This window comes from Antarctobacter aquimaris (assembly GCF_900184945.1).
Taxonomy (GTDB): domain Bacteria; phylum Pseudomonadota; class Alphaproteobacteria; order Rhodobacterales; family Rhodobacteraceae; genus Maliponia; species Maliponia aquimaris.
Genome location: NZ_FXYF01000006.1, coordinates 175288 through 193885, shown reverse-complemented (window position 1 = coordinate 193885; position 18598 = coordinate 175288). Strand labels below are relative to the sequence as shown.

General features: G+C 67.3%; 19 protein-coding genes. 4 read left to right on the top strand and 15 right to left on the bottom strand.

Going from position 1 to position 18598, the window contains the following annotated elements; all coding sequences use genetic code 11:
- Positions 1 to 305 precede the first annotated feature (305 nt).
- The 3 genes from MAA8898_RS12645 to MAA8898_RS12635 all read right to left on the bottom strand — a co-directional run bounded on the left by MAA8898_RS12645 (position 306) and on the right by MAA8898_RS12635 (position 1096).
- Positions 306 to 485 (bottom strand): hypothetical protein, encoded by a 180-nt coding sequence (locus MAA8898_RS12645; protein WP_094021517.1) that lies wholly within the window; start codon positions 483 to 485, stop codon positions 306 to 308.
- Positions 486 to 611: 126 nt separating this feature from the next.
- Positions 612 to 791, bottom strand: coding sequence for a Flp family type IVb pilin (locus MAA8898_RS12640; RefSeq protein WP_094021516.1), 180 nt, complete (start codon positions 789 to 791; stop codon positions 612 to 614).
- A 125-nt stretch (positions 792 to 916) separates the two neighbouring features.
- Complete coding sequence (locus MAA8898_RS12635; protein ID WP_094021385.1) at positions 917 to 1096, bottom strand: Flp family type IVb pilin; 180 nt, start codon at positions 1094 to 1096, stop codon at positions 917 to 919.
- A 355-nt stretch (positions 1097 to 1451) separates the two neighbouring features.
- On the opposite strand from MAA8898_RS12635, the gene MAA8898_RS12630 reads away from it, so the two are divergent.
- On the top strand, positions 1452 to 2315 hold the full coding sequence (locus MAA8898_RS12630) for a lytic transglycosylase domain-containing protein (RefSeq protein WP_094021384.1): 864 nt from the start codon (positions 1452 to 1454) through the stop codon (positions 2313 to 2315).
- Between the two features lie 7 nt (positions 2316 to 2322).
- Here MAA8898_RS12630 and MAA8898_RS12625 read toward each other — a convergent pair whose 3' ends face one another.
- The 11 genes from MAA8898_RS12625 to coxB form a co-directional block, all read right to left on the bottom strand.
- Entirely contained in the window at positions 2323 to 3741 is a 1419-nt protein-coding gene (locus tag MAA8898_RS12625) for an FAD-binding oxidoreductase (RefSeq protein WP_094021383.1), read from the bottom strand.
- A gap of 104 nt (positions 3742 to 3845) precedes the next feature.
- Positions 3846 to 4673: an MBL fold metallo-hydrolase gene (locus MAA8898_RS12620; protein WP_094021382.1), complete on the bottom strand. Its 828-nt coding sequence runs from the start codon at positions 4671 to 4673 to the stop codon at positions 3846 to 3848.
- A 162-nt stretch (positions 4674 to 4835) separates the two neighbouring features.
- A complete protein-coding gene (locus tag MAA8898_RS12615) occupies positions 4836 to 5420 on the bottom strand; it encodes a GNAT family N-acetyltransferase (RefSeq protein WP_094021515.1) in 585 nt (194 codons plus the stop codon).
- Complete coding sequence (locus MAA8898_RS12610; protein WP_094021381.1) at positions 5420 to 6682, bottom strand: M16 family metallopeptidase; 1263 nt, start codon at positions 6680 to 6682, stop codon at positions 5420 to 5422. The genes MAA8898_RS12615 and MAA8898_RS12610 overlap by 1 nt, the downstream gene beginning before the upstream one ends.
- Entirely contained in the window at positions 6679 to 8067 is a 1389-nt protein-coding gene (gene thrC, locus MAA8898_RS12605) for a threonine synthase (protein ID WP_094021380.1), read from the bottom strand. Before thrC ends, MAA8898_RS12610 begins: the two co-directional genes overlap by 4 nt.
- A gap of 1 nt (position 8068) precedes the next feature.
- Positions 8069 to 8746, bottom strand: a complete 678-nt coding sequence (locus MAA8898_RS12600) for an SURF1 family protein (RefSeq protein ID WP_094021379.1) — start codon at positions 8744 to 8746, stop codon at positions 8069 to 8071.
- Positions 8747 to 8872: 126 nt separating this feature from the next.
- Entirely contained in the window at positions 8873 to 9679 is an 807-nt protein-coding gene (locus MAA8898_RS12595; RefSeq protein WP_094021378.1) for a cytochrome c oxidase subunit 3, read from the bottom strand.
- Between the two features lie 20 nt (positions 9680 to 9699).
- Entirely contained in the window at positions 9700 to 10281 is a 582-nt protein-coding gene (locus tag MAA8898_RS12590) for a cytochrome c oxidase assembly protein (protein ID WP_094021377.1), read from the bottom strand.
- Positions 10271 to 10444, bottom strand: coding sequence for a cytochrome c oxidase system small membrane protein (locus tag MAA8898_RS26260; protein WP_176445148.1), 174 nt, complete (start codon positions 10442 to 10444; stop codon positions 10271 to 10273). The genes MAA8898_RS12590 and MAA8898_RS26260 overlap by 11 nt, the downstream gene beginning before the upstream one ends.
- Before the next feature lie 2 nt (positions 10445 to 10446).
- Complete coding sequence (cyoE, locus tag MAA8898_RS12585) at positions 10447 to 11376, bottom strand: heme o synthase (RefSeq protein WP_094021376.1); 930 nt, start codon at positions 11374 to 11376, stop codon at positions 10447 to 10449.
- An 85-nt stretch (positions 11377 to 11461) separates the two neighbouring features.
- Positions 11462 to 12337 carry a cytochrome c oxidase subunit II gene (coxB, locus tag MAA8898_RS12580; RefSeq protein WP_094021375.1) on the bottom strand — a complete coding sequence of 292 codons (876 nt, stop codon included), beginning with the start codon at positions 12335 to 12337 and terminating at the stop codon, positions 11462 to 11464.
- Positions 12338 to 12519: 182 nt separating this feature from the next.
- Between coxB and tldD the strand changes: the two genes are divergently transcribed.
- Both tldD and dprA read left to right on the top strand, forming a co-directional pair.
- Entirely contained in the window at positions 12520 to 13941 is a 1422-nt protein-coding gene (gene tldD / locus MAA8898_RS12575; protein WP_094021514.1) for a metalloprotease TldD, read from the top strand.
- A gap of 148 nt (positions 13942 to 14089) precedes the next feature.
- On the top strand, positions 14090 to 15271 hold the full coding sequence (gene dprA / locus MAA8898_RS12570; RefSeq protein ID WP_094021374.1) for a DNA-processing protein DprA: 1182 nt from the start codon (positions 14090 to 14092) through the stop codon (positions 15269 to 15271).
- A 10-nt stretch (positions 15272 to 15281) separates the two neighbouring features.
- On the opposite strand, the gene MAA8898_RS12565 is transcribed toward dprA, so the two are convergent.
- Positions 15282 to 15713 (bottom strand): hypothetical protein, encoded by a 432-nt coding sequence (locus MAA8898_RS12565; protein WP_094021373.1) that lies wholly within the window; start codon positions 15711 to 15713, stop codon positions 15282 to 15284.
- 188 nt (positions 15714 to 15901) lie between these two features.
- On the opposite strand from MAA8898_RS12565, the gene topA reads away from it, so the two are divergent.
- Positions 15902 to 18586, top strand: coding sequence for a type I DNA topoisomerase (topA, locus tag MAA8898_RS12560; RefSeq protein ID WP_094021372.1), 2685 nt, complete (start codon positions 15902 to 15904; stop codon positions 18584 to 18586).
- Positions 18587 to 18598 lie beyond the last annotated feature (12 nt).

The following is an 18598-nucleotide window of genomic DNA, read 5'->3' as shown; positions in this document are numbered from 1 at the left end:
TCGACTCGGTGCCAGTGGAAAATCGGAGTTCATTCCGGAAAGTGAGCTCGGCCGAGCAACTGTTCCACGCGCCCCGCCTTGTGGGTTTGGCCACCATTCTGGGCGCGTCGCAAATCCGGACGAATGCCTCGAATGGAGCGGCCTGGTCCACGACCACTGCGCTGATTGTTGTCCCCGCAGGAACGAGCAGGGGTGTAACGTGTCTCTTTGGTTTGTGACCCGCCAAGGGAAGTTGCGGGAATGAACCGGGCTTGCTCCTTTGGGTGCAGTCCCGATTCCGGGTGATCGCCTGGCGATCCCGCAGCTTAGAAGTCGTTTTCCAGTGCCACCCGGGCGGCCGCTGCATCGACAAGGGCGATCGAACTGGTTTCGATGCTGTTGTAGGCAAGGACAGCCAAGCCGACGACAGCTGCGGTCAGAACGACCCAGTCAACTGTGACCGCACCTTCTTCGTCCTTGTGGAAGTGTTTGATGTAACTCACCATCGTATGCTCCATTTGACCGGCGAAATCTTTACGATCGCGATCGTCCTGATCGCGCTCCTGGGAAGACGAGCGCGCCGGGTATGCGGCGCGCTCGGTGTTTTACGTCGCGGTCACGCCGCGAGCCGATCAGAAGTCGTTTTCGAGTGCGACGCGTGCGGCGGCTGCGTCGATCAGCGCCTGCGAGCTGGTCTCGATCGAGGTGTAGGCCGCGATGGCCAGGCCCACGACGGCTGCGGTCAGCACGACCCAGTCAACCGTGACAGCGCCGTCTTCGTCCTTGCGGAAGTTCTTGATGAAGTTGATCATGGTATTCTCCATTGTCCTCTGCGGACGTTGTCTCTGGCGACCGGCACGGCCGCTGTGTGTGCAGTGTGAAGGGCGGGCTCGAAAGCGCCGCCCCTGGTTCACGCGGCGATCACGCCGCGCACCGATCAGAAGTCGTTTTCGAGCGCGACGCGTGCAGCGGCTGCGTCGATCAGCGCCTGCGAGCTGGTCTCGATCGAGGAGTAGGCGGCGATGGCCAGGCCCACGACGGCTGCGGTCAGCACGACCCAGTCAACCGTAACGGCGCCGTCTTCGTCCTTGCGGAAGTTCTTGATGAAGTTGATCATGGTGTTCTCCGTAGATGTTCGTTGCTCTCTGAACCGTCTCGGGCTGGTTGCGGGCCTCTCTCACTTGCCCTGTCCCTCGTCGGTATGCATGCATTTAGCTGCCGGTTTGGGGCGAGAGTGTGACCCGATTGGATTGATTTTGCAGCCAAGTCCAAAACTGTTGAGAAACCGTTCAAGGGGCTGAAAAATAGAAGAATCCTTTTGATTTTTCGGGTCAGGGATCTTTAACCACAAGGGCCGCGGGGCGGGCCTGGGCGACTCGGGTTCGGCATTTCGCAACACTGATGGATAAATGCGGTGGATTGTGCGAGACTGGGCAAAATTCGGACCGAAAAAGCAGGGATCGAGCAGCCCCATGGTCTTCAGGACAGGCGTTTTCGCCGCAATCGCGGCATTATTGCTGTGCGCGCCGGTCGCGCAGGGCGAGGAACGCGGCACTGCGTCCGCCGGTTTCGCCGATTTCTCGGCCAAACGGGTCAAGCCGCCGCAAGCGGGGACCAAGAAACGCATCACGGTGCAGATCGAACCGCGCGCGAATCCGGCCGTTCCGCCGCCTCTGCCCAAGCCGCCGGCCGCCCCGGTCGTGGCCGCGGCGGCGGCCTCCGGGGCGCCCGCCGCACCGCTGGGCAGCTATGACTGGTTCTGGCAGCACGTCTCGCCCGATGCTCTGGCAAGCGGCCCCGGCCGCCTGTCGCCCGCGCTGGACAGCCTGGGCAAGGGACCAGGCGGGCAGGGCGTGGCCGCACCGCGCCTGCAGGCGTTGCAGGAGATCGCCGCCGCGCATGGCGTGGACCTGCTGCGCGAGACCGCCGGCACCCGCGTCTCTCCCGCCCTGGCGCTGGCGGTGATTTCGGTCGAATCCTCGGGCCGGGCCAAGGCCGAAAGCAAGGCCGGCGCGCAGGGGCTGATGCAGCTGATGCCCGCGACCGCCGCGCGCTTTGGCGTGACGGATTCGCTGAACCCGACCCAGAACATCCGCGGCGGCGTGGCCTTCCTGGATTTCCTGATGGAGAAGTTCAAGGGCGACCCGATCCTGGTGCTGGCAGGCTACAACGCCGGCGAGAACTCGATCGGCCAGCACGGCGGCGTGCCGCCCTATGCCGAGACGCGGGACTATGTCCCCAAGGTGCTGGCCGCCTTCCAGGTGGCCCGCGGGCTGTGCCTGACCCCGCCCGAGCTGGTGTCGGACGGCTGCGTGTTCCGGGTGATGCGGCCCTGAGCGGCGCTCAGCCGGCGCGCAGCACCGCGCCGGGATTCATGATGCCCTTCGGGTCCAGCGCCGCCTTGATCGCGCGCATCGCCGCCAGCTTGGCCGGGTCGCCGTAGCGTTCGAGGTCGTCGACCTTCAACCGGCCGATGCCGTGTTCAGCGCTGACCGAGCCCCCGAGCGCGTCCACCAGGTCGTGTATCGCCCGCTTGATCGCATCGCGCTGGTTCACGTGGTCGGCCCGGGTCCGGCCCGGCATGGGAAAGACGTTGTGGTGCAGGTTGCCGTCGCCGACGTGGCCAAAGCAATTGATGCGGAAGTCGCCCAGTTGGGCCAGCACCTCCTCGGCGCGGCAGATGAACTCGGGGATGGCGCCCAGCGGGACCGAGATGTCGTGGTTCGACACCGCGCCGATCCGGCGGTTGGCCTCGGGGATGTGTTCGCGCAGCGCCCAGAAGTCCTGTGCCTGTGCCTCGGACTGGGCGACGATGCCGTCGCTGACCAGCCCGGCCTCGTGCGCCTCGGCAAAGAGCGTCTCCAGTGCCTCGGCCGGGTCCTGCCCGCGGCCCAGCCCGATCTCGATCAGCACGGACCACTGAGGCGGCTCTTTCCAGGGCTGGCGCAGGTCGGGCAGGGTCTGTGCGAGGAAGTCAAAGCCCATGCGGCTCATCAATTCGAAGGCGCTGACCGCCTCGCCCATCTGTGACCGCGCCATGGCCAGCAGGGCGATCGCGGCCGCGGGATCGCGGACCGTCAGCAGCGCGGTGCCGAACGCGGTGGGGCGGGGCGACAGCTTGAGGCAAGCGGCGGTGATGACCCCCAGTGTGCCCTCGGCGCCCAGCAGCAGGTGGCGCAGGTCATAGCCGGTGTTGTCCTTGCGCAGGCGTTTCAGCCCGTGCCAGACCGACCCGTCGGGCAGCACCGCCTCCAGCCCCAGCACCTGGTCCCGCGCGTTGCCGTAGCGCAGGGTGTTGACCCCGCCGGCATTGGTCGAGAGCAGCCCGCCGATCCGCGCCGAGCCTTCGGAGGCAAGCGACAGCGGGAACAGCCGGTCGACGTCCTGCGCGGCCTGCTGCACGTCGGCCAGGATCGCCCCGGCCTCGGCCACGAGGACGTTTTCCTCGGGGTAGATGGCGCGGATGGCGGACATCCGTTCCAGTGAGAGCAGCAGGGGGGCCGGTCCCTCGGGCATCAGCTGGCCGCCGACAAGGCCGGTGCCGCCGCCATAGGGCAGGAGGCCGGTGCCGGTTTCGGCGCAGGTCCGCACGATGGTTGCGACCTCTTGGGTGCTGCGGGGCAGGGCGGCCCAGGTCGCCACGCTGGTCCAGCGGCCGCGCGGTTCCTCGCGGTGGCGCGGTTCGGCCGGGCGCAGGCTGTCGTCGGGCAGCAGCGCGGCCAGGCGGTGGGCAAAGCTGTCGTCGGCGGGGGAGAGGGGCATGGGTGTCTCTATCACGTCTGGTGCCGCGCTTTTGGCACGGGTGGGAGCGAGGGGCCAGCCCCTCGCGCTCCCCGAGGTATTTCGCAAACCAAAGAAGGACAGGGTCAGTCCGGGTCGGAGAGGAAGCGCGGTTGCAGCACGATCACGGTCGGGCGGCTGGGCAGGCTGCGCAGAGAGACCTCGAGCGTGGCGGTGTCGCGGCGGTCGATTACGAAGGTGTCGCCGACGCCGGCCAGGAAGGCCTCGAGCGCGTAGCCGGAGAACCAGTGCATCGGGATCACGATGGAGCTTTTCAGCCGGTCGACGATGCGCTCGACGGTCGACAGCGGCAGGGTGTAGCCGCCGTCGACCGGCACCATCAGCACGTCGGCGCGGCCGAGGGCGGCGTATTGCATGTCCGTGGGTTCGTGGTGCAGGTGGCCCAGGTGGGCGACGCAGAGGCCTTCGGCCTCGAAGATGAAGATCGAGTTGCCGCGCGGCTCGTCTCCGCCGAAGGCGGAGCGGATGTCGGTCGAGACATTGCGCACCAGCATCTCGCCCAGGTCGAGGTGGTGGTCGATCCCGGCGCCGAACTCCTGGCCCCAGCCCCTGAGCACATGCGGGATGGCCGGGTCGATCGCGGTGGTCCAGTGGGTTTCATGGGCGTGGTTCATGGTGACGATGTCGGGGATCAGCCGCGTGTTGCCGATGAAGCCGTTGAAATCGGTCACCGCCTCCAGCCCGCCGCGCGTCTGGATGAGGAAGGAGGCATGCGCGATGTAGTGGATGCGCAGGCTGTATTCGGGCAGGGGATCGGTCCAGCTGGCCTTGTGCAGGTATTCGAGACCGGGCGCGGCATCGGCGATGGCGATGCAGTGCGAGGGGCGGCGCTGCTCCTGCGCGAGGGTGGCCGTGGCGGTCAGGCAGAGAAGGGCGGCGGCGAGGCGGATCATGCGGGCGCTCCTGTCGGGGTCTGACGGGAACAGTAGCGCCCCCGGGCCGCTTGCCAAATTCACAATTGTGCCGGTCCAGGCGCGGCGCGTGTCGCGGGCGGTGATTTTGTGCCGGATTTCCGGGATGTAAGGGGGGCGGCGGACCGCGTGGGTGGCCGGGGATCAGCCGACGTCGGTGCGGCCGCGTCGGTCGCTGCGCAGCGCGGCATAGAGGACGTGGGTACGCCAGCGGCCGTTGATCTGGAGGTAGCTTTGCGCCACGCCCTCGTACTTGAAACCCGAGCGTTCCAGCAGCCCGCGCGAGGCGACGTTTTCCGGCAGGCAGGCGGCCTCGATCCGGCTGAGGCCCATGCGTTCGAAGGCATGGTGGACCATCGCGCCGATCGCCTCGGACATGTAGCCGTGGCGGGCGTAGCGTTCGCCGATCCAGTAGCCAAGGGTGCCGGCCTGCGCCGGTCCGCGGCGGATGTTGTCCAGCGTGATCGCGCCCATCAGCGCCTGGTCGTCGCGCCGGACCAGGAACAGCGGCAGGGCGCTGCCCGTGCTGATCGACCGCGCGGCCCAGTAGACGCGGTTGGTGAACGCCTTGCGGCTGAGGTGGTCCTGCGACCAGGACGGCTCCCACGGGGTCAGGAACGCCTCGCTGTCGCGGCGCAGCTGGGTCCAGGGGGTGAAATCGGCGTGCGCGGGCGGGCGCAGGGTCAGCCGCTCGGTTTCGAGCTTCACCTTGCGCCGGAACGCCAGCATCATGCCGCCCGGCGGGCCTGCAGATCCGCCAGCGACGGTGCGCCGGCTATCGGGCCATAGAGCGCCAGTGCCGCCGCGGACTGCGCCGCCTGGAGTTCGGCAAAGCGCACCACGTCGGCGCGGGTGACGGCGTCGATCCGGGCGACGGTGTCCTCGATCAGCGGAACATGGCCCCATATCTGCACCATGCGGGCGATGCGTTCGGCGCGGGACGAGGGGCTTTCGAGGCCCATCAGCAGCCCGGCCTTCATCTGGGCGCGGGCGCGTTCGACCTCGGCGTCGGACATGTCCTCGGCGGCGCGCTTCATCTCGTCGATGGTCAGGGTGATGAGTTCGGGCATCTCCTCGCCCGAGGTGCCGGCGTAGATCGTGGTCATGCCGGTGTCGGCGTAGGCGCCGGCCTGGGCGAAGATGGTGTAGCACAGGCCGCGCTTTTCGCGGATCTCCTGGAACAGGCGCGAGGACATGCCGCCGCCCATCGCCACGGAGTAGATCTGCGCGGTGTAGAAATCGGCGTCGCGGTAGCCCGGCGCCTCGAAGGCCAGCGCCAGGTGGGCCTGCTCCAGGTCCTTGGTCCGGCGGAATTCGCCGCCGTGAAAGCGGGCCGGATCGGCCGAGAGGGCGCGGCGCGGCACCATGTCGCCGAACAGCGCCTCGGCCTGGCGCACCAGCGAGTCGTGGTCCACCGCGCCGGCGGCGGCGAGGATCATCTGGTCGGGGCCGTAGTGTTCGTCGACAAAGGCGGCCAGGTCGTCGCGGCCAAATGCCTGCACGCGGGCGGTATCGCCCAGGATGGTGCGGCCGATCGGCTGGTCCGGGTAGGCCTGTTCCTGCAACCAGTCAAAGATGACGTCGTCGGGCGTGTCGTGCGCCTGGCCGATCTCCTGCAGGATGACGTGGCGCTCGACCTCGATCTCGTGCGGGTCGAACACCGGGTTGCGCAGGATGTCGGCGATCACGTCGGTCGCCAGCGGCACGTCCGGCTCCAGCACGCGGGCGTAATAGGCCGTCACCTCGCGCGAGGTATAGGCGTTGATGTAGCCGCCCACGTCCTCGATCGCCTCGGCGATCTGCAGGGCGCTGCGCCGCTTCGTGCCCTTGAAGGCCATGTGTTCGAGGAAATGTGCGATGCCGTTCTGTTCGGCCCGTTCGTGCCGCCCCCCTGCCGTGACCCAGAGGCCGACAGCCGCGGATTGCAGGCCCGGCATATGTTCGGTGACGATGCGGAGGCCGTTGGGGAGGGTGGCAAGCTGAACGGTCACTTGGGCAGACGCTCCGTGATGAGGGACTCGAGGGCGGCAAGGTCGTTTGCGACCCGGGTCACCCGTTCCGGACGCTCATAAAGGTCCGCCATGCGTTTTGGAAGGGGCGGGCGGAGGCCGCTTGCCTTTTCCACGGCATCGGGGAATTTCGCCGGGTGGGCGGTGGCCAGGGTGATCATCGGCGTGTCGGCCTTGCGCTGCTTTTCCGCCACGCGGACGCCCACGGCGGAATGCGGGCAGAGCAGTTCGCCCATGGTGGTCTGGGCCAGCAGGATGGTGTCGAGCGTCTCTTCCTCGGACACGCGGCCGGAATCGAAATGCTCGCGCAGCGCCTGCATCGCGCCCTGGCTGACGCTGAAACCGCCGGCCTTGAGTTCGCCCATCAGCTGCGCCACCGCCGCGCCGTCGCGGCTGTAGGCATCGAACAGCGCGCGTTCGAAGTTTGACGAGACCTGGATGTCCATCGACGGGCTGATCGAGGGATGCACCTGCGAGGTCCTGTAGTCCCCCGACGACAGGCAGCGGTGCAGGATGTCGTTCTGGTTGGTGGCCACCACCAGCCGGTCGATCGGCAGGCCCATGCGCTTGGCGATGTAGCCGGCAAAGATGTCGCCGAAGTTGCCGGTGGGCACGGTAAAGCTGACGGTGCGGTCCGGCGCGCCCAGGCTGACGGCGGAGGAGAAGTAGTAGACCACCTGTGCCAGCACACGCGCCCAGTTGATCGAGTTCACGCCCGCCAGCCGCACGCCGTCGCGAAAGGCGAAGTCGTTGAACATGTCCTTGAGCCGCGCCTGGCAGTCGTCGAAGTCACCGTCCAGCGCCAGAGCATGCACGTTCGCCTCGGTCGGAGTCGTCATCTGGCGGCGCTGCACCTCGGACACCCGGCCGTGCGGGAAGAGGATGAAGACATCGACGTTGTCGAGCCCCTTGAAGGCCTCGATGGCGGCGCTGCCGGTGTCGCCCGAGGTGGCGCCGACGATGGTCACGCGCTCGCCCCGCCGCTCCAGCGCCTCCTGGAACAGCTGGCCGATCAGCTGCATGGCAAAGTCCTTGAAGGCCAGCGTCGGGCCGTGGAACAACTCCAGCAGGAAGTGGCCCGGCGCCAGCTGCACCAGCGGCGCGCGGGCGTTGTGGCCAAAGCCGGCGTAGGCCTTGGCGATCAGGTCGGCAAAGACCTCGTCGGTGAAGCCGTCGCCGACAAAGGGGCGCATCACGCGAAAGGCGGTGTCCTCGTAGCTGAGGCCATGCAGGGCGCGGATGTGGGCGGCGCTCATGTGCGGGATGGTTTCGGGCACGTAGAGGCCGCCGTCACGGGCGAGGCCCGACAGCATCGCCTCTTCGAAGGTCAGGACGGGGGCTTGTCCCCGGGTGGAGATGTAACGCATGTCAGGCCTCCCTGCCTGTCCTGAGGCGCTGGATCCAGACGCCGGTCATCATCAGCCAGACCGCGGCGAGCGCGTACCACGTGATGGCGTATTGCAAGTGATCGTTGGGGATGCCGCTGGTGTCGACGGGCAACGGCGTCACGGCCCGGTCGGCGGGCGCCATCGCCCGGGTCACGATCAGCAGCGGTTCGGTCCCCAGCGCCTCGGCCATCTGGCCGAGGTCGCGCGCGTACCAGGTGTTCCCGGCCGGATCGTTTGCGGGGGTCGAGGAATTGCGATCGTCCGGCCAGTGCAGGTTGCCGGTGATCTCGGCCGGGCCGGCGTAGCGCGGGGCGTCCTTCAGTTCGACCGGGACAAAGCCGCGGTCGACGAGGATGCGGCGCCCGTCATCGGTCTGGAAGGCCGAGATTTGCCGCCAGCCCGCGCCGCGCTGCTTGACCGAGACGAGGACAGACAGCGTCGGCGCCTCCAGCGTGCCGGTCAGCACCACGGGCTGATAGCGCTGCGCCTGCGGGTCGATCAGCTGGGGCAGGGGCTGCGGGTCGCCGGCGATGGTGCTTTCGATCTCTGCCAGGATGCCGCGCTTCCACTGTAGCCGCTGCATCTGCCAGGTGCCCAGCCACAGCAGGATCGCGATGCCGGTCAGGCCGATCAGCAGGGGGGCGGCGTAGCGTTGCAAATCGCGGGGCTCCGGAAACGGAAAAGGCGCGCCCGGGTGGGCGCGCCTTGGTTTATCGCGTGACGCCGCAGGTGCAAGTGCAACCTGCATCGCCGGGGGTAGGGTGGGTTTTCAACCCACCGCGTCTCAGCCGCCCCAGATGTAGACGGCTGCGAAGAGGAACAGCCACACCACGTCGACGAAGTGCCAGTACCAGGCCGCCGCTTCAAAGCCGAGGTGATTGTCGGCGGTGAAATGGCCGCGGTAGACGCGGATCAGGCAGATGAACAGGAAGATCGTGCCGATCACCACATGCGCGCCGTGGAACCCCGTCGCCATGAAGAAGTTCGCACCGTAGATGTTGCCCGAGAAGCCGAAGGCCGCGTGGGTGTACTCGTAGACCTGGAAGAAGGTGAACAGCAGGCCCAGCAGCACGGCCAGGATCAGGCCGGACTTGATGTCCTTGCGGTTGTCCTCGTGCACCAGCGCATGGTGCGCCCAAGTGGCCGCCGCGCCCGAGCACAGCAGGATCAGCGTGTTGATCAGCGGCAGGTGCCAGGGGTCGAAGGTCTCGATCCCCGCCGGCGGCCAGACGCCGTCGACCCCCGGGCTGATGCCATCGGGGTGCATCGGGTAGAGGGCGTGTTTGAAGAACGACCAGAACCAGGCGAAGAAGAACATCACCTCGGACATGATGAACAGGATGAAGCCGTAGCGCAGGCCGATCAGCACCACCGGGGTGTGATCGCCGACCTGGTTTTCGGTCACCGTGTCCGACCACCAGCCGAACATCACGTAGAGCACGCCGACAAAGCCGATCAGCAGCATCCAGGGACCGTGGTCGTGGAAGAACAGCACCGCTCCGAAGAGCATGACGAACCCGAAGACAGCCCCCAGAAGGGGCCAGATGGAGGGGTTCAGGATGTGATAGTCGTGGTTCTTTGCATGCGCCATATCGGTTCCCTCGTTAGGCGTTAGTTCAACGACGCTTCAGCGTCTTTTTCGGCGTCGAGCGCGGCCTGCACGTCATCGGGCAGGTCGATCTCGTAGAAGGTGTAGGACAGCGTGATGTGCTTGGTGTACTTGGCATCGCGGTCGGTGACGATGGCCGGATCGACGAAAAAGCTGACCGGCATCAGCACGCGTTCGCCCGGCATCAGCACCTGTTCCTCGAAGCAGAAGCACTGGATCTTGGAAAAGAAGGCGCCGGCCTCGTACGGGGCCACGTTGTACGCGGCCGACCCGGCGATGGGCCGGTCGGTGGGGTTGTAGGCCTCGTAGAAGGCCAGTCCCTCCTCGCCGATGCGCAGCGTCATCTCGTGCTCGACCGGCTTGAACTCCCACGGCATGCCGCGTTCCTTGGAGGCGTCGAACTTGATCTTGATCGTCTGGTCCAGCACGTCGCCCGCGGCGGTGGCCACGTTGGGCGTGCCGCCAAAGCCGGTGACCCGGCAGAACCAGTCGTAGAACGGGACAGAGGCCCAAGCCAGCCCGCCCATGAGGACGACCACGCCGGCGGTCTGCAGGACGGTCTTCTTCTTGCCGTCAATTGCCATCAGTCACTCCCTGCTGAGGTTGCATCTGATAGTCCCCCCGGCTGACTTTCACGACGGTCAGTCCGAATATTATCGTTATGAAGGCCGCCAGCACCAGCCCGACACCGATGTTTCGGCCCCGGCGGCGTTTGTGCAGCTCGTGTTCCTTGACCAGTCCCGCCATGCTCAGAGCCCCATCCGGTCAATGCCGGCCTCGACCAGGATCGCGCCGAAGTGGGCGAAGAGGTAGAGCAGCGAGAGCTTGAAGAACTTCTTTTCCACCTTGTAGCTGTCGGCCTCCGCGTCGGTCTCGTCCCGGCGGACGATGTCGATGGCGCCCTTGATGAAGAGCGCGTTCAGCACCAGCGCGGTGGCAAGGTAGACCGGCCCGCCGACCTGGGTAAAGCCCAGCCCGATGGCGAAGGCAGCCAGCAGCAGCGTGTAGATCAGGATGTGGCGGCGGGTCGCGCGGCGGCCGTGGGTCACGGTCAGCATCGGCACGGTGGCATTGTCGTAGTCCATGCGGACAAACAGGGCGAGCGCCCAGAAATGCGGCGGCGTCCACAGGAAGGTCAGGCAGAACATCAGCACCGAGGCGGTCGAGATGTCGCCGGTCGCGGCGGCCCAGCCGATCATCGGCGGAAAGGCCCCGGCGGCGCCGCCGATCACGATGTTCTGCGGTGTCAGCCGCTTCAGCCACATCGTGTAGATCACGACATAGAAGAAGATGGTGAAGGCCAGCAGCCCAGCCGCCACCCAGTTGGTGGCAAGGCCCAGGAAAACCACCGCGAAGGCCGACAGCGTCAGGCCGATGGCCAGCGCCTCGTCACGGGTGACCTTACCGGCGGGGATCGGGCGCTTGGCGGTGCGGCGCATCACGGCGTCGATGTCGGCGTCGTACCACATGTTCAGCGCGCCCGAAGCGCCGCCGCCCACGGCGATGAACAGAATCGCGCAGAAACCCACGAAGGGATGCACGGCGACGGGTGCGGCCAGCAGGCCGACGAAGGCCGTGAACACCACAAGCGTCATGACACGCGGCTTCAGCAGGGCGAAATAATCGCCGAACTGGGCCTCGTTCTCGTAGGCGCTGGTATGCAGGCTGGCGTCGCTCATCGTCGTACGTCCCCGTGGTCAAAAGGTGCGCCGGGAAGGCGCACCATGCGGTCCTGGCGTAGGGCGGGGTTCACCCCGCCGACCCTCAGTTGGTCAGCACTTCGCGGACGTCGGTGTATTCGCCGGCGTCGATCGAGCGTTCCAGCCAGGCGTCATAGGCCTCCTGGCTGACGACCTTGACGGTGATCGGCATGTAGGCGTGCGCGATGCCACAGAGTTCCGAGCACTGGCCAAAGTACACGCCTTCCTTCTCGGCCTTGAACCACAGTTCGGCCAGGCGGCCGGGAACCGCGTCCTGTTTCACGCCGAAGGCCGGGATGGTCCAGGAGTGGATCACGTCGGCGCCGGTGACCTGCATGACGATGGTCTTGCCCACGGGCACGACGACCGAGGTATCCGTGGCCAGCAGGAAGTCGCTCTTGGTGTAGCCGGCCTCGACTAGCTGGGCCTCGACGTCGGGGCTCATGCGGTTCTCGCCGCCGGTGGCGGGCGAGCCGATCATGTAGCTGTCGTAGACCAGGTCGGTGCCGACATATTCGTAGCCCCAGTACCACTGGTAGCCGGTCACCTTGATGGTGATGTCGCCCTCGGGGATCTCCTGCTGCTTGAACAGCACCGGCAGCGAGAAGGCGCCGATGAACACCAGGATCACGATCGGCCCGATCGTCCAGGCCACTTCGATCGGCGAATTGTGGGTGAAGGTTCCCGGCGTCGGGTTGGCCTTGCGGTTGTAGCGCACGACCACGTAGGCCATCAGTCCGACCACGAACAGCGTGATCACGGTGATGATGACGAGGAGCATCCCGTCCAGCCACTGCAGGTCGGCGGCCAGTTCGGTGGCGGCCGGCTGAAAGCCAATGCCGCCGGCATGCGGCTTGCCCAGTACAGGCAGGTCCTGCGCCAGAGCGGGCGCGGCGAGGAGGGCGGCGAAGAGGCCCGTCAGCATCGGTTTGATTGTCATGTCTCACCCTGATCGGTTGCGAGTGTGGTCTTGCTTGAAGAAAGGACTTAGAGGCCCGAAAACGGACCTCCACCCTCCCATTGCGTTCTCAGAGCTTAAAATCATATTCTTGAATGCCGGGAAAGCTCGGTGCTTGCGGCAAACCGCCGCTTTTCTTGATCCAGATCAACTTGGAGATGCCCATGCCCGCCGCGCCCTTCCGCCCGTTCGATACCCATCTTGATCTTGACGCAACCTCGGTGCTGCTGGGCGGGGCGCTGAGCGGGGCCGAGGATGGCGAGCTGTTCCTCGAGCGGTCGCGCTCGGAATCGCTGGTGCTGGACGATGGCCGCATCAAGACCGCCAGCTACGATTCGTCCGAGGGCTTTGGCCTGCGCGCCGTGCGCGGCGAGGTCGCCGGCTACGCCCATGCCACCGAGATCAGCGAAAGCGCCCTGCGGCGCGCGGTCGAGACGGCGCGGCTGGCCATCGGCGACGGCGGCGGGGTCATGGCGCCGCCGCCCGCGGGCACCAACCGCCACCTCTACACCGATGCCGACCCGATCGAGGGCGCGAGTTTCGCGGCCAAGCTGGAGGTTCTGCGCGAGATCGACGGCTATACCCGCGATCTCGACCCGCGCGTGGTGCAGGTGACGGCGACCGTCGCCGCCTCCTTGCAGGAGGTCTGGATCCTGCGCGCCGACGGCGTGCTGGTCAACGACGTGCGGCCGATGACGCGGGTCAACGTCTCGGTCATCGTCGAACAGGACGGGCGGCGCGAATCCGGCAGCGACGGAGGCGGCGGGCGGGTGTCCCTGGAGGGGCTGCTGGCACCGCAGGACTGGCAGGCGAAGGCGCGCGAGGCGCTGCGCATCGCCCTGGTCAACCTCGACGCCGAGCCGGCGCCCGCAGGTGTCATGGACATCGTGCTGGGCCCCGGCTGGCCCGGAATCCTGCTGCACGAGGCGGTGGGCCATGGTCTCGAGGGCGATTTCAACCGCAAGGGCACCTCGGCCTTTGCCGGGCTGATGGGGCAGCAGGTGGCGGCCAAGGGTGTCACGGTGCTGGACGATGGCACGATTCCCGACCGCCGCGGCTCGATCACCGTCGATGACGAGGGCACGCCCTCGGGCAAGAACGTGCTGATCGAGGACGGCAAGCTGGTCGGCTTCATGCAGGATCGCCAGAACGCGCGGCTGATGGGGGTCAAGCCCACCGGGAACGGCCGGCGCCAGAGCTTTGCCCATATCCCGATGCCGCGCATGACCAACACCTACATGCTGGGCGGTGACGCTGCGCCGGGCGACATTGTGGCCGACCTCAAGGACGGCATCTGGGCGGTCGGCTTTGGCGGCGGGCAGGTCGACATCACCAACGGCAAGTTCGTGTTCTCCTGCACCGAGGCCTACCGGGTCAAGAACGGCAAGGTCGGCGCTCCGGTCAAGGGCGCGACGCTGATCGGCGACGGCGCGACGGCGCTCTTGAACATCCGCGCGCTGGGCAACGACATGGCGCTGGACCCGGGCATGGGCAACTGCGGCAAGCAGGGGCAATGGGTGCCGGTCGGCGTCGGCCAACCCACGGTGATGATCGGCGGGTTGACGGTGGGCGGCGCGCAGGCCTGACCAGAACGGCTATGGGCGGGCCTGCGGCGTCCGCCCAAAGCATTGTCCACGAACTGGCGGTGAATTCGTCGAAAAGAATCAGCTTCCGGTTTACCCTTGATTAACCAGACGCGCGCTATGACTGATCCTGCAAGAAGGCGGGGACAGGATGCGCGACGAAAGTTACTCTTCCACTCACCCCCCACTCCCACCCACCACGGAAGATCATCGTGTGGACTGGCTCCGCCTCTTGCGCTCTCGTCGTGTCGGGGTCACGACCTTCTGGAAATTGATGGCCGAACATGGCGACGCGGCGACCGCGCTTGCGGCGCTGCCCGACGTGGCCCGCGCCGCCGGTGTCGACAACTACGAGGTCTGCCCGCCGCGCGTGATCGAGGCGGAAATGAAAGCGGGCCGCCGGGCAGGTGCGCGGCTGGTTTGCCGGGGCGAGCCGGACTATCCCCCTGATCTTGCCGATATCTCCGACGCGCCGCCCCTGCTGTGGGTGATCGGCGCGCCCGCCGTGCTGCGCCGGCCGATGATCGCGCTCGTGGGCGCGCGCAACGCCTCGTCGCTGGGCACCCGCATGGCGCGGCGGCTGGCCGAGGGGCTGGGCGAGGCGGGCTATGTCGTGGTCTCCGGCCTTGCGCGCGGCATCGACACCGCGGCGCACCAGGCGGCGCTGCCGCATGGCACGGTGGCGGTGATGGCCGGGGGGGTGGATGTGCTCTACCCGTCCGAAAACACCCGGCTGGCCGAGGACATCCTGCAGGCCGGCGGCGCCCGCATCAGCGAACAGCCGGTGGGCCTACAGCCCATCGCCCGCCATTTCCCGACCCGCAACCGCATCGTCTCGGGGCTGGCCCGGGCGGTGGTGGTGGTCGAGGCGGCGGCGAAATCCGGCTCGCTCATCACCGCGCGCAATGCGCTGGACCAGGGGCGCGAGGTCTTGGCCGTACCGGGGCATCCGATGGACGCCCGGGCCGGCGGCTGCAACCTGCTGATCCGCGACGGCGCCCGACTGATCCGCAACGTCGAGGACATCCTTGAATCCTTGCCGCCGATCGAGACAAGGCCAGGTCCGGTCTACCAGCCGGAACTGGACCTCGCGCCGCCCGCGCCGGACCCTGCGCCGCGCGACGACGCCAATCGGGCGGCTCTGCTGGACGCGGCCGCGCTGCACCGCCGGATCCTCGAACGGCTCGGGCCCTCGCCGGTGGCCGAGGATCAACTGATCCGCGACCTGGGCGCGCCGGCGGGCCATGTCTCTCCGGTGCTGACGGACCTGGAACTGGATGGCCACATCCGCCGCCAGCCGGGCGGGCTTCTGAGCCTGGTGACCCGGCATTGATGCCTTGCTGTCAGCAGACCTCGGGGATCACCGCGCCCCAGACCGGGCAGAACTCGGGGTTGGCCCACCAGACGTCGGTCGCCCCCATCACATGGTGCACGGCGGTCCAGCCGCCGCCAGTGCGCTGAAACAGCGCCTGCATCTGCACGCCGTCCCAGTCGAACGGGTTGTCCATGCCGTCGCGCTGCGGGATCTCGTCACGGGTGATCTCGCGCCCGCCGGGACGCACCGGGTGCAGGTTGGCAAAGGCCACGTTGCCCGACACCCGCAGGTCGTCGACGACAAAGACCACCGGCGCGCCAAGGATCCATTCGGCATGCGGCCGGAGCGCATCCATCAGGTCGCCGCGCAGGGCCGTCCCGGGTGCCGGGGTCTCCCAGGCAAGGCCGGGCAGGGGCAGGACAAGGCAGGCCGACAGGGCGGCGGCGAAAGCGCGGATCATGACAATTCTCCTGATGACTGCGCGCCACCCTAGCGCACCGGCACCCGGCGCGGGAAGGGCTCGCCAGAGCGTCACAGCGCCCCGGATTGACAATTCAGCCTTGCGTCCCACATGGTGCCCCGCCATACGCGGACCCGGACACGGCCCCGAAGCGGCCCAAGAGAAAACTCGCGAGGTAGCAGCCCCACATGCCCGTCGTTGTCGTCGAATCCCCGGCCAAGGCCAAGACAATCAACAAGTATCTGGGGTCCGGCTATACCGTTCTGGCATCCTACGGCCACGTGCGCGACCTGCCGGCCAAGGACGGCTCGGTCGATCCCGACGCCGGGTTCGAGATGACCTGGGAGATCGCCAACGATTCGCGCAAGCATGTCGCCGCCATCGCCGAGGCGCTCAAGGACGATGACGAACTGATCCTAGCGACCGACCCCGACCGCGAGGGCGAGGCGATCAGCTGGCACCTCAAGGAGGCGCTGACCAAGCGCCGCTCGATCAAGAAGACCACCAAGGTCGAGCGCGTGACCTTCAACGCCATCACCAAGGCCGCCGTCACCGAGGCGATGAAGAACCCGCGCGACATCGACGCGCCGCTGGTCGAGGCCTACCTGGCGCGCCGCGCGCTGGACTACCTCGTCGGCTTCAACCTGTCGCCGGTGCTGTGGCGCAAGCTGCCCGGCGCGCGCAGCGCGGGCCGCGTGCAGTCGGTCTGCCTGCGGCTGATCGTCGAACGCGAGATGGAGATCGAGGCGTTTCGCGCCCGCGAATACTGGCAGGTGAAGGCGCAGCTGACCACGCCGCGCGGCCAGAGCTTCGAGGCGCGTCTCGTCAGCCTCGCCGGCAACAAGCTGGACCGCTACGACCTCGAGAACGCCACCCAGGCCGAGATGGCCGTCGACGCGGTGGCCAAGCGCAAGCTCAAGGTGCTCAGCGTGGAGGCCAAGCCCGCCTCACGCAATCCGTCCGCGCCTTTCATGACCTCGACCCTGCAACAGGAGGCCAGCCGCAAGTTCGGCATGGGCGCGCGGCAGACGATGAACGCGGCGCAGCGGCTGTACGAGGCCGGTCACATCACCTACATGCGGACCGACGGCATCGACATGGCGCCCGAGGCGGTCATGGCCGCGCGCGACGCGATCAAGGACCGCTACGGCAAGGAATACGTGCCCGCCAGCCCGCGCATGTACAAGAACAAGGCCAAGAATGCGCAGGAAGCGCACGAGTGCATCCGCCCGACCGAGATGACCAAGGACGCGGGCGCGCTGCGCCTGTCGGACCCGGACCAGCGCAAGCTCTACGACCTGATCTGGAAGCGCACGCTGGCCTGCCAGATGGAGGCCGCGCGGCTGGAGCGCACCACGGTCGAGATCGGCAGCGAGGACGGCCAGGTCGGCCTGCGCGCCACCGGGCAGGTGGTGCTGTTCGACGGCTTTCTCAAAGTTTACGAAGAGGGCCGCGACGAGCCGGTCGAGGACGACGAAAAGCGCCTGCCGCAGATCATGCAGGGCGAGAACGCCGCCTTTGACGGCGGCGCGCTCAAGAGCGCCTATGCCAAGGCGATGGACGGTGCCGACAAGCCGCGCGCGGTGATCTCGAAGGACGGCGCGACCCTGGCCACCCAGAGCTTTACCCAGCCGCCGCCGCGCTACACCGAGGCGACGCTGGTCAAGCGGATGGAAGAGCTGGGGATCGGGCGGCCGTCGACCTATGCCTCGATCGTGACCACGATCCAGGACCGCGAATACGTCCGCAAGGAACAGAACCGCCTGATCCCCGAGGACAAGGGCCGGATCGTCACCATCTTCCTGCTGAACTTCTTCAAGCGTTACGTGGAATATGACTTCACCGCCGCGCTGGAGGACGAGCTCGACAGCGTGTCGGCGGGCGAGGAAGACTACAAGGACCTGCTGACCAAGTTCTGGCGCGATTTCAGCGCCGCCATCGCCGAGACCTCCGAGCTGCGCATCTCCGAGGTGCTGGACGTGCTGGACGAGGCGCTGGCGCCGCAGCTGTATCCGCCGCGCGACGATGGCAGCGATCCGCGCATCTGCCCGAAGTGCGGGCTGGGGCAATTGCACCTCAAGACCTCGCGCACCGGCGGCTTCGTCGGTTGCGGCAACTACCCGGAATGCACCTACACCCGCCCGATCGCGGGCGAGGGCGCCGAGGGCGACGAACGGCTGCTGGGCGCGGTCGAAGGCGACGAGATCTGGCTGAAGTCCGGCCGCTTTGGTCCCTACGTGCAGCGCGGCGAGCCGACGCCGGAGAACAAGAAGCCGCCGCGCGCCTCGCTGCCCAAGGCAAAGGGCGATTTCCTGCCCGGCTGGCACCCGGACGACTTGACGCTGGAAAAGGCGATGACGCTGCTGACCCTGCCGCGCCAGATCGGGATGCACCCGGACGGCGGGGCGGTCAGTTCGAACCTGGGCCGCTTCGGGCCCTACCTGATGCACCAGCTGCCGGACGAGGACAAGCCGGTCTACGTCAACCTCAAGGAATTCCAGGAGGTTTTCGAGATCGGCATGAACCGCGCGGTGGAGCTGATCGCCGAGAAACGCGCCAACCCGGGACGCGGGCGGGGCGCCACGGTCAAGCCGCTGCGCGAATTGGGTGAACACCCCAAGGCGGGCGGCGCGATCAACGTCTACGAAGGCCGCTACGGACCCTACGTCAAATGGGAAAAGGTCAACGCGACCCTGCCCAAGGACGCCGACCCCAAGGACATCACGCTCGAGGCGGCGGTGGCGCTGATCGACGACAAGGCCTCCAAGTCCGGCAAGAAGAAGCCGGCGGCCAAGAAGGCGACCGAGAAAAAGCCCGCGGCGAAGAAGACGGCCGCCAGGAAGCCCGCGGCCAAGAAGGCGGCCAAGGGCTGACGCCCCTCACGG

Coding starts and splice junctions, on each gene's coding strand:
- MAA8898_RS12615 (WP_094021515.1), bottom strand. CDS start 5,420: ATGCTGGCGTTCCGGCGCAAGGTGAAGCTCGAAACCGAGCGGCTGACC.
- tldD (WP_094021514.1), top strand. CDS start 12,520: ATGCCCGCCGCGCCCTTCCGCCCGTTCGATACCCATCTTGATCTTGAC.
- topA (WP_094021372.1), top strand. CDS start 15,902: ATGCCCGTCGTTGTCGTCGAATCCCCGGCCAAGGCCAAGACAATCAAC.
- coxB (WP_094021375.1), bottom strand. CDS start 12,337: ATGACAATCAAACCGATGCTGACGGGCCTCTTCGCCGCCCTCCTCGCC.
- dprA (WP_094021374.1), top strand. CDS start 14,090: ATGCGCGACGAAAGTTACTCTTCCACTCACCCCCCACTCCCACCCACC.
- cyoE (WP_094021376.1), bottom strand. CDS start 11,376: ATGAGCGACGCCAGCCTGCATACCAGCGCCTACGAGAACGAGGCCCAG.
- thrC (WP_094021380.1), bottom strand. CDS start 8,067: ATGCGTTACATCTCCACCCGGGGACAAGCCCCCGTCCTGACCTTCGAA.
- MAA8898_RS12620 (WP_094021382.1), bottom strand. CDS start 4,673: ATGATCCGCCTCGCCGCCGCCCTTCTCTGCCTGACCGCCACGGCCACC.
- MAA8898_RS12635 (WP_094021385.1), bottom strand. CDS start 1,096: ATGATCAACTTCATCAAGAACTTCCGCAAGGACGAAGACGGCGCCGTT.
- MAA8898_RS12625 (WP_094021383.1), bottom strand. CDS start 3,741: ATGCCCCTCTCCCCCGCCGACGACAGCTTTGCCCACCGCCTGGCCGCG.
- MAA8898_RS12565 (WP_094021373.1), bottom strand. CDS start 15,713: ATGATCCGCGCTTTCGCCGCCGCCCTGTCGGCCTGCCTTGTCCTGCCC.
- MAA8898_RS12640 (WP_094021516.1), bottom strand. CDS start 791: ATGATCAACTTCATCAAGAACTTCCGCAAGGACGAAGACGGCGCTGTC.
- MAA8898_RS12645 (WP_094021517.1), bottom strand. CDS start 485: ATGGTGAGTTACATCAAACACTTCCACAAGGACGAAGAAGGTGCGGTC.
- MAA8898_RS12630 (WP_094021384.1), top strand. CDS start 1,452: ATGGTCTTCAGGACAGGCGTTTTCGCCGCAATCGCGGCATTATTGCTG.
- MAA8898_RS26260 (WP_176445148.1), bottom strand. CDS start 10,444: ATGGCGGGACTGGTCAAGGAACACGAGCTGCACAAACGCCGCCGGGGC.
- MAA8898_RS12590 (WP_094021377.1), bottom strand. CDS start 10,281: ATGGCAATTGACGGCAAGAAGAAGACCGTCCTGCAGACCGCCGGCGTG.
- MAA8898_RS12595 (WP_094021378.1), bottom strand. CDS start 9,679: ATGGCGCATGCAAAGAACCACGACTATCACATCCTGAACCCCTCCATC.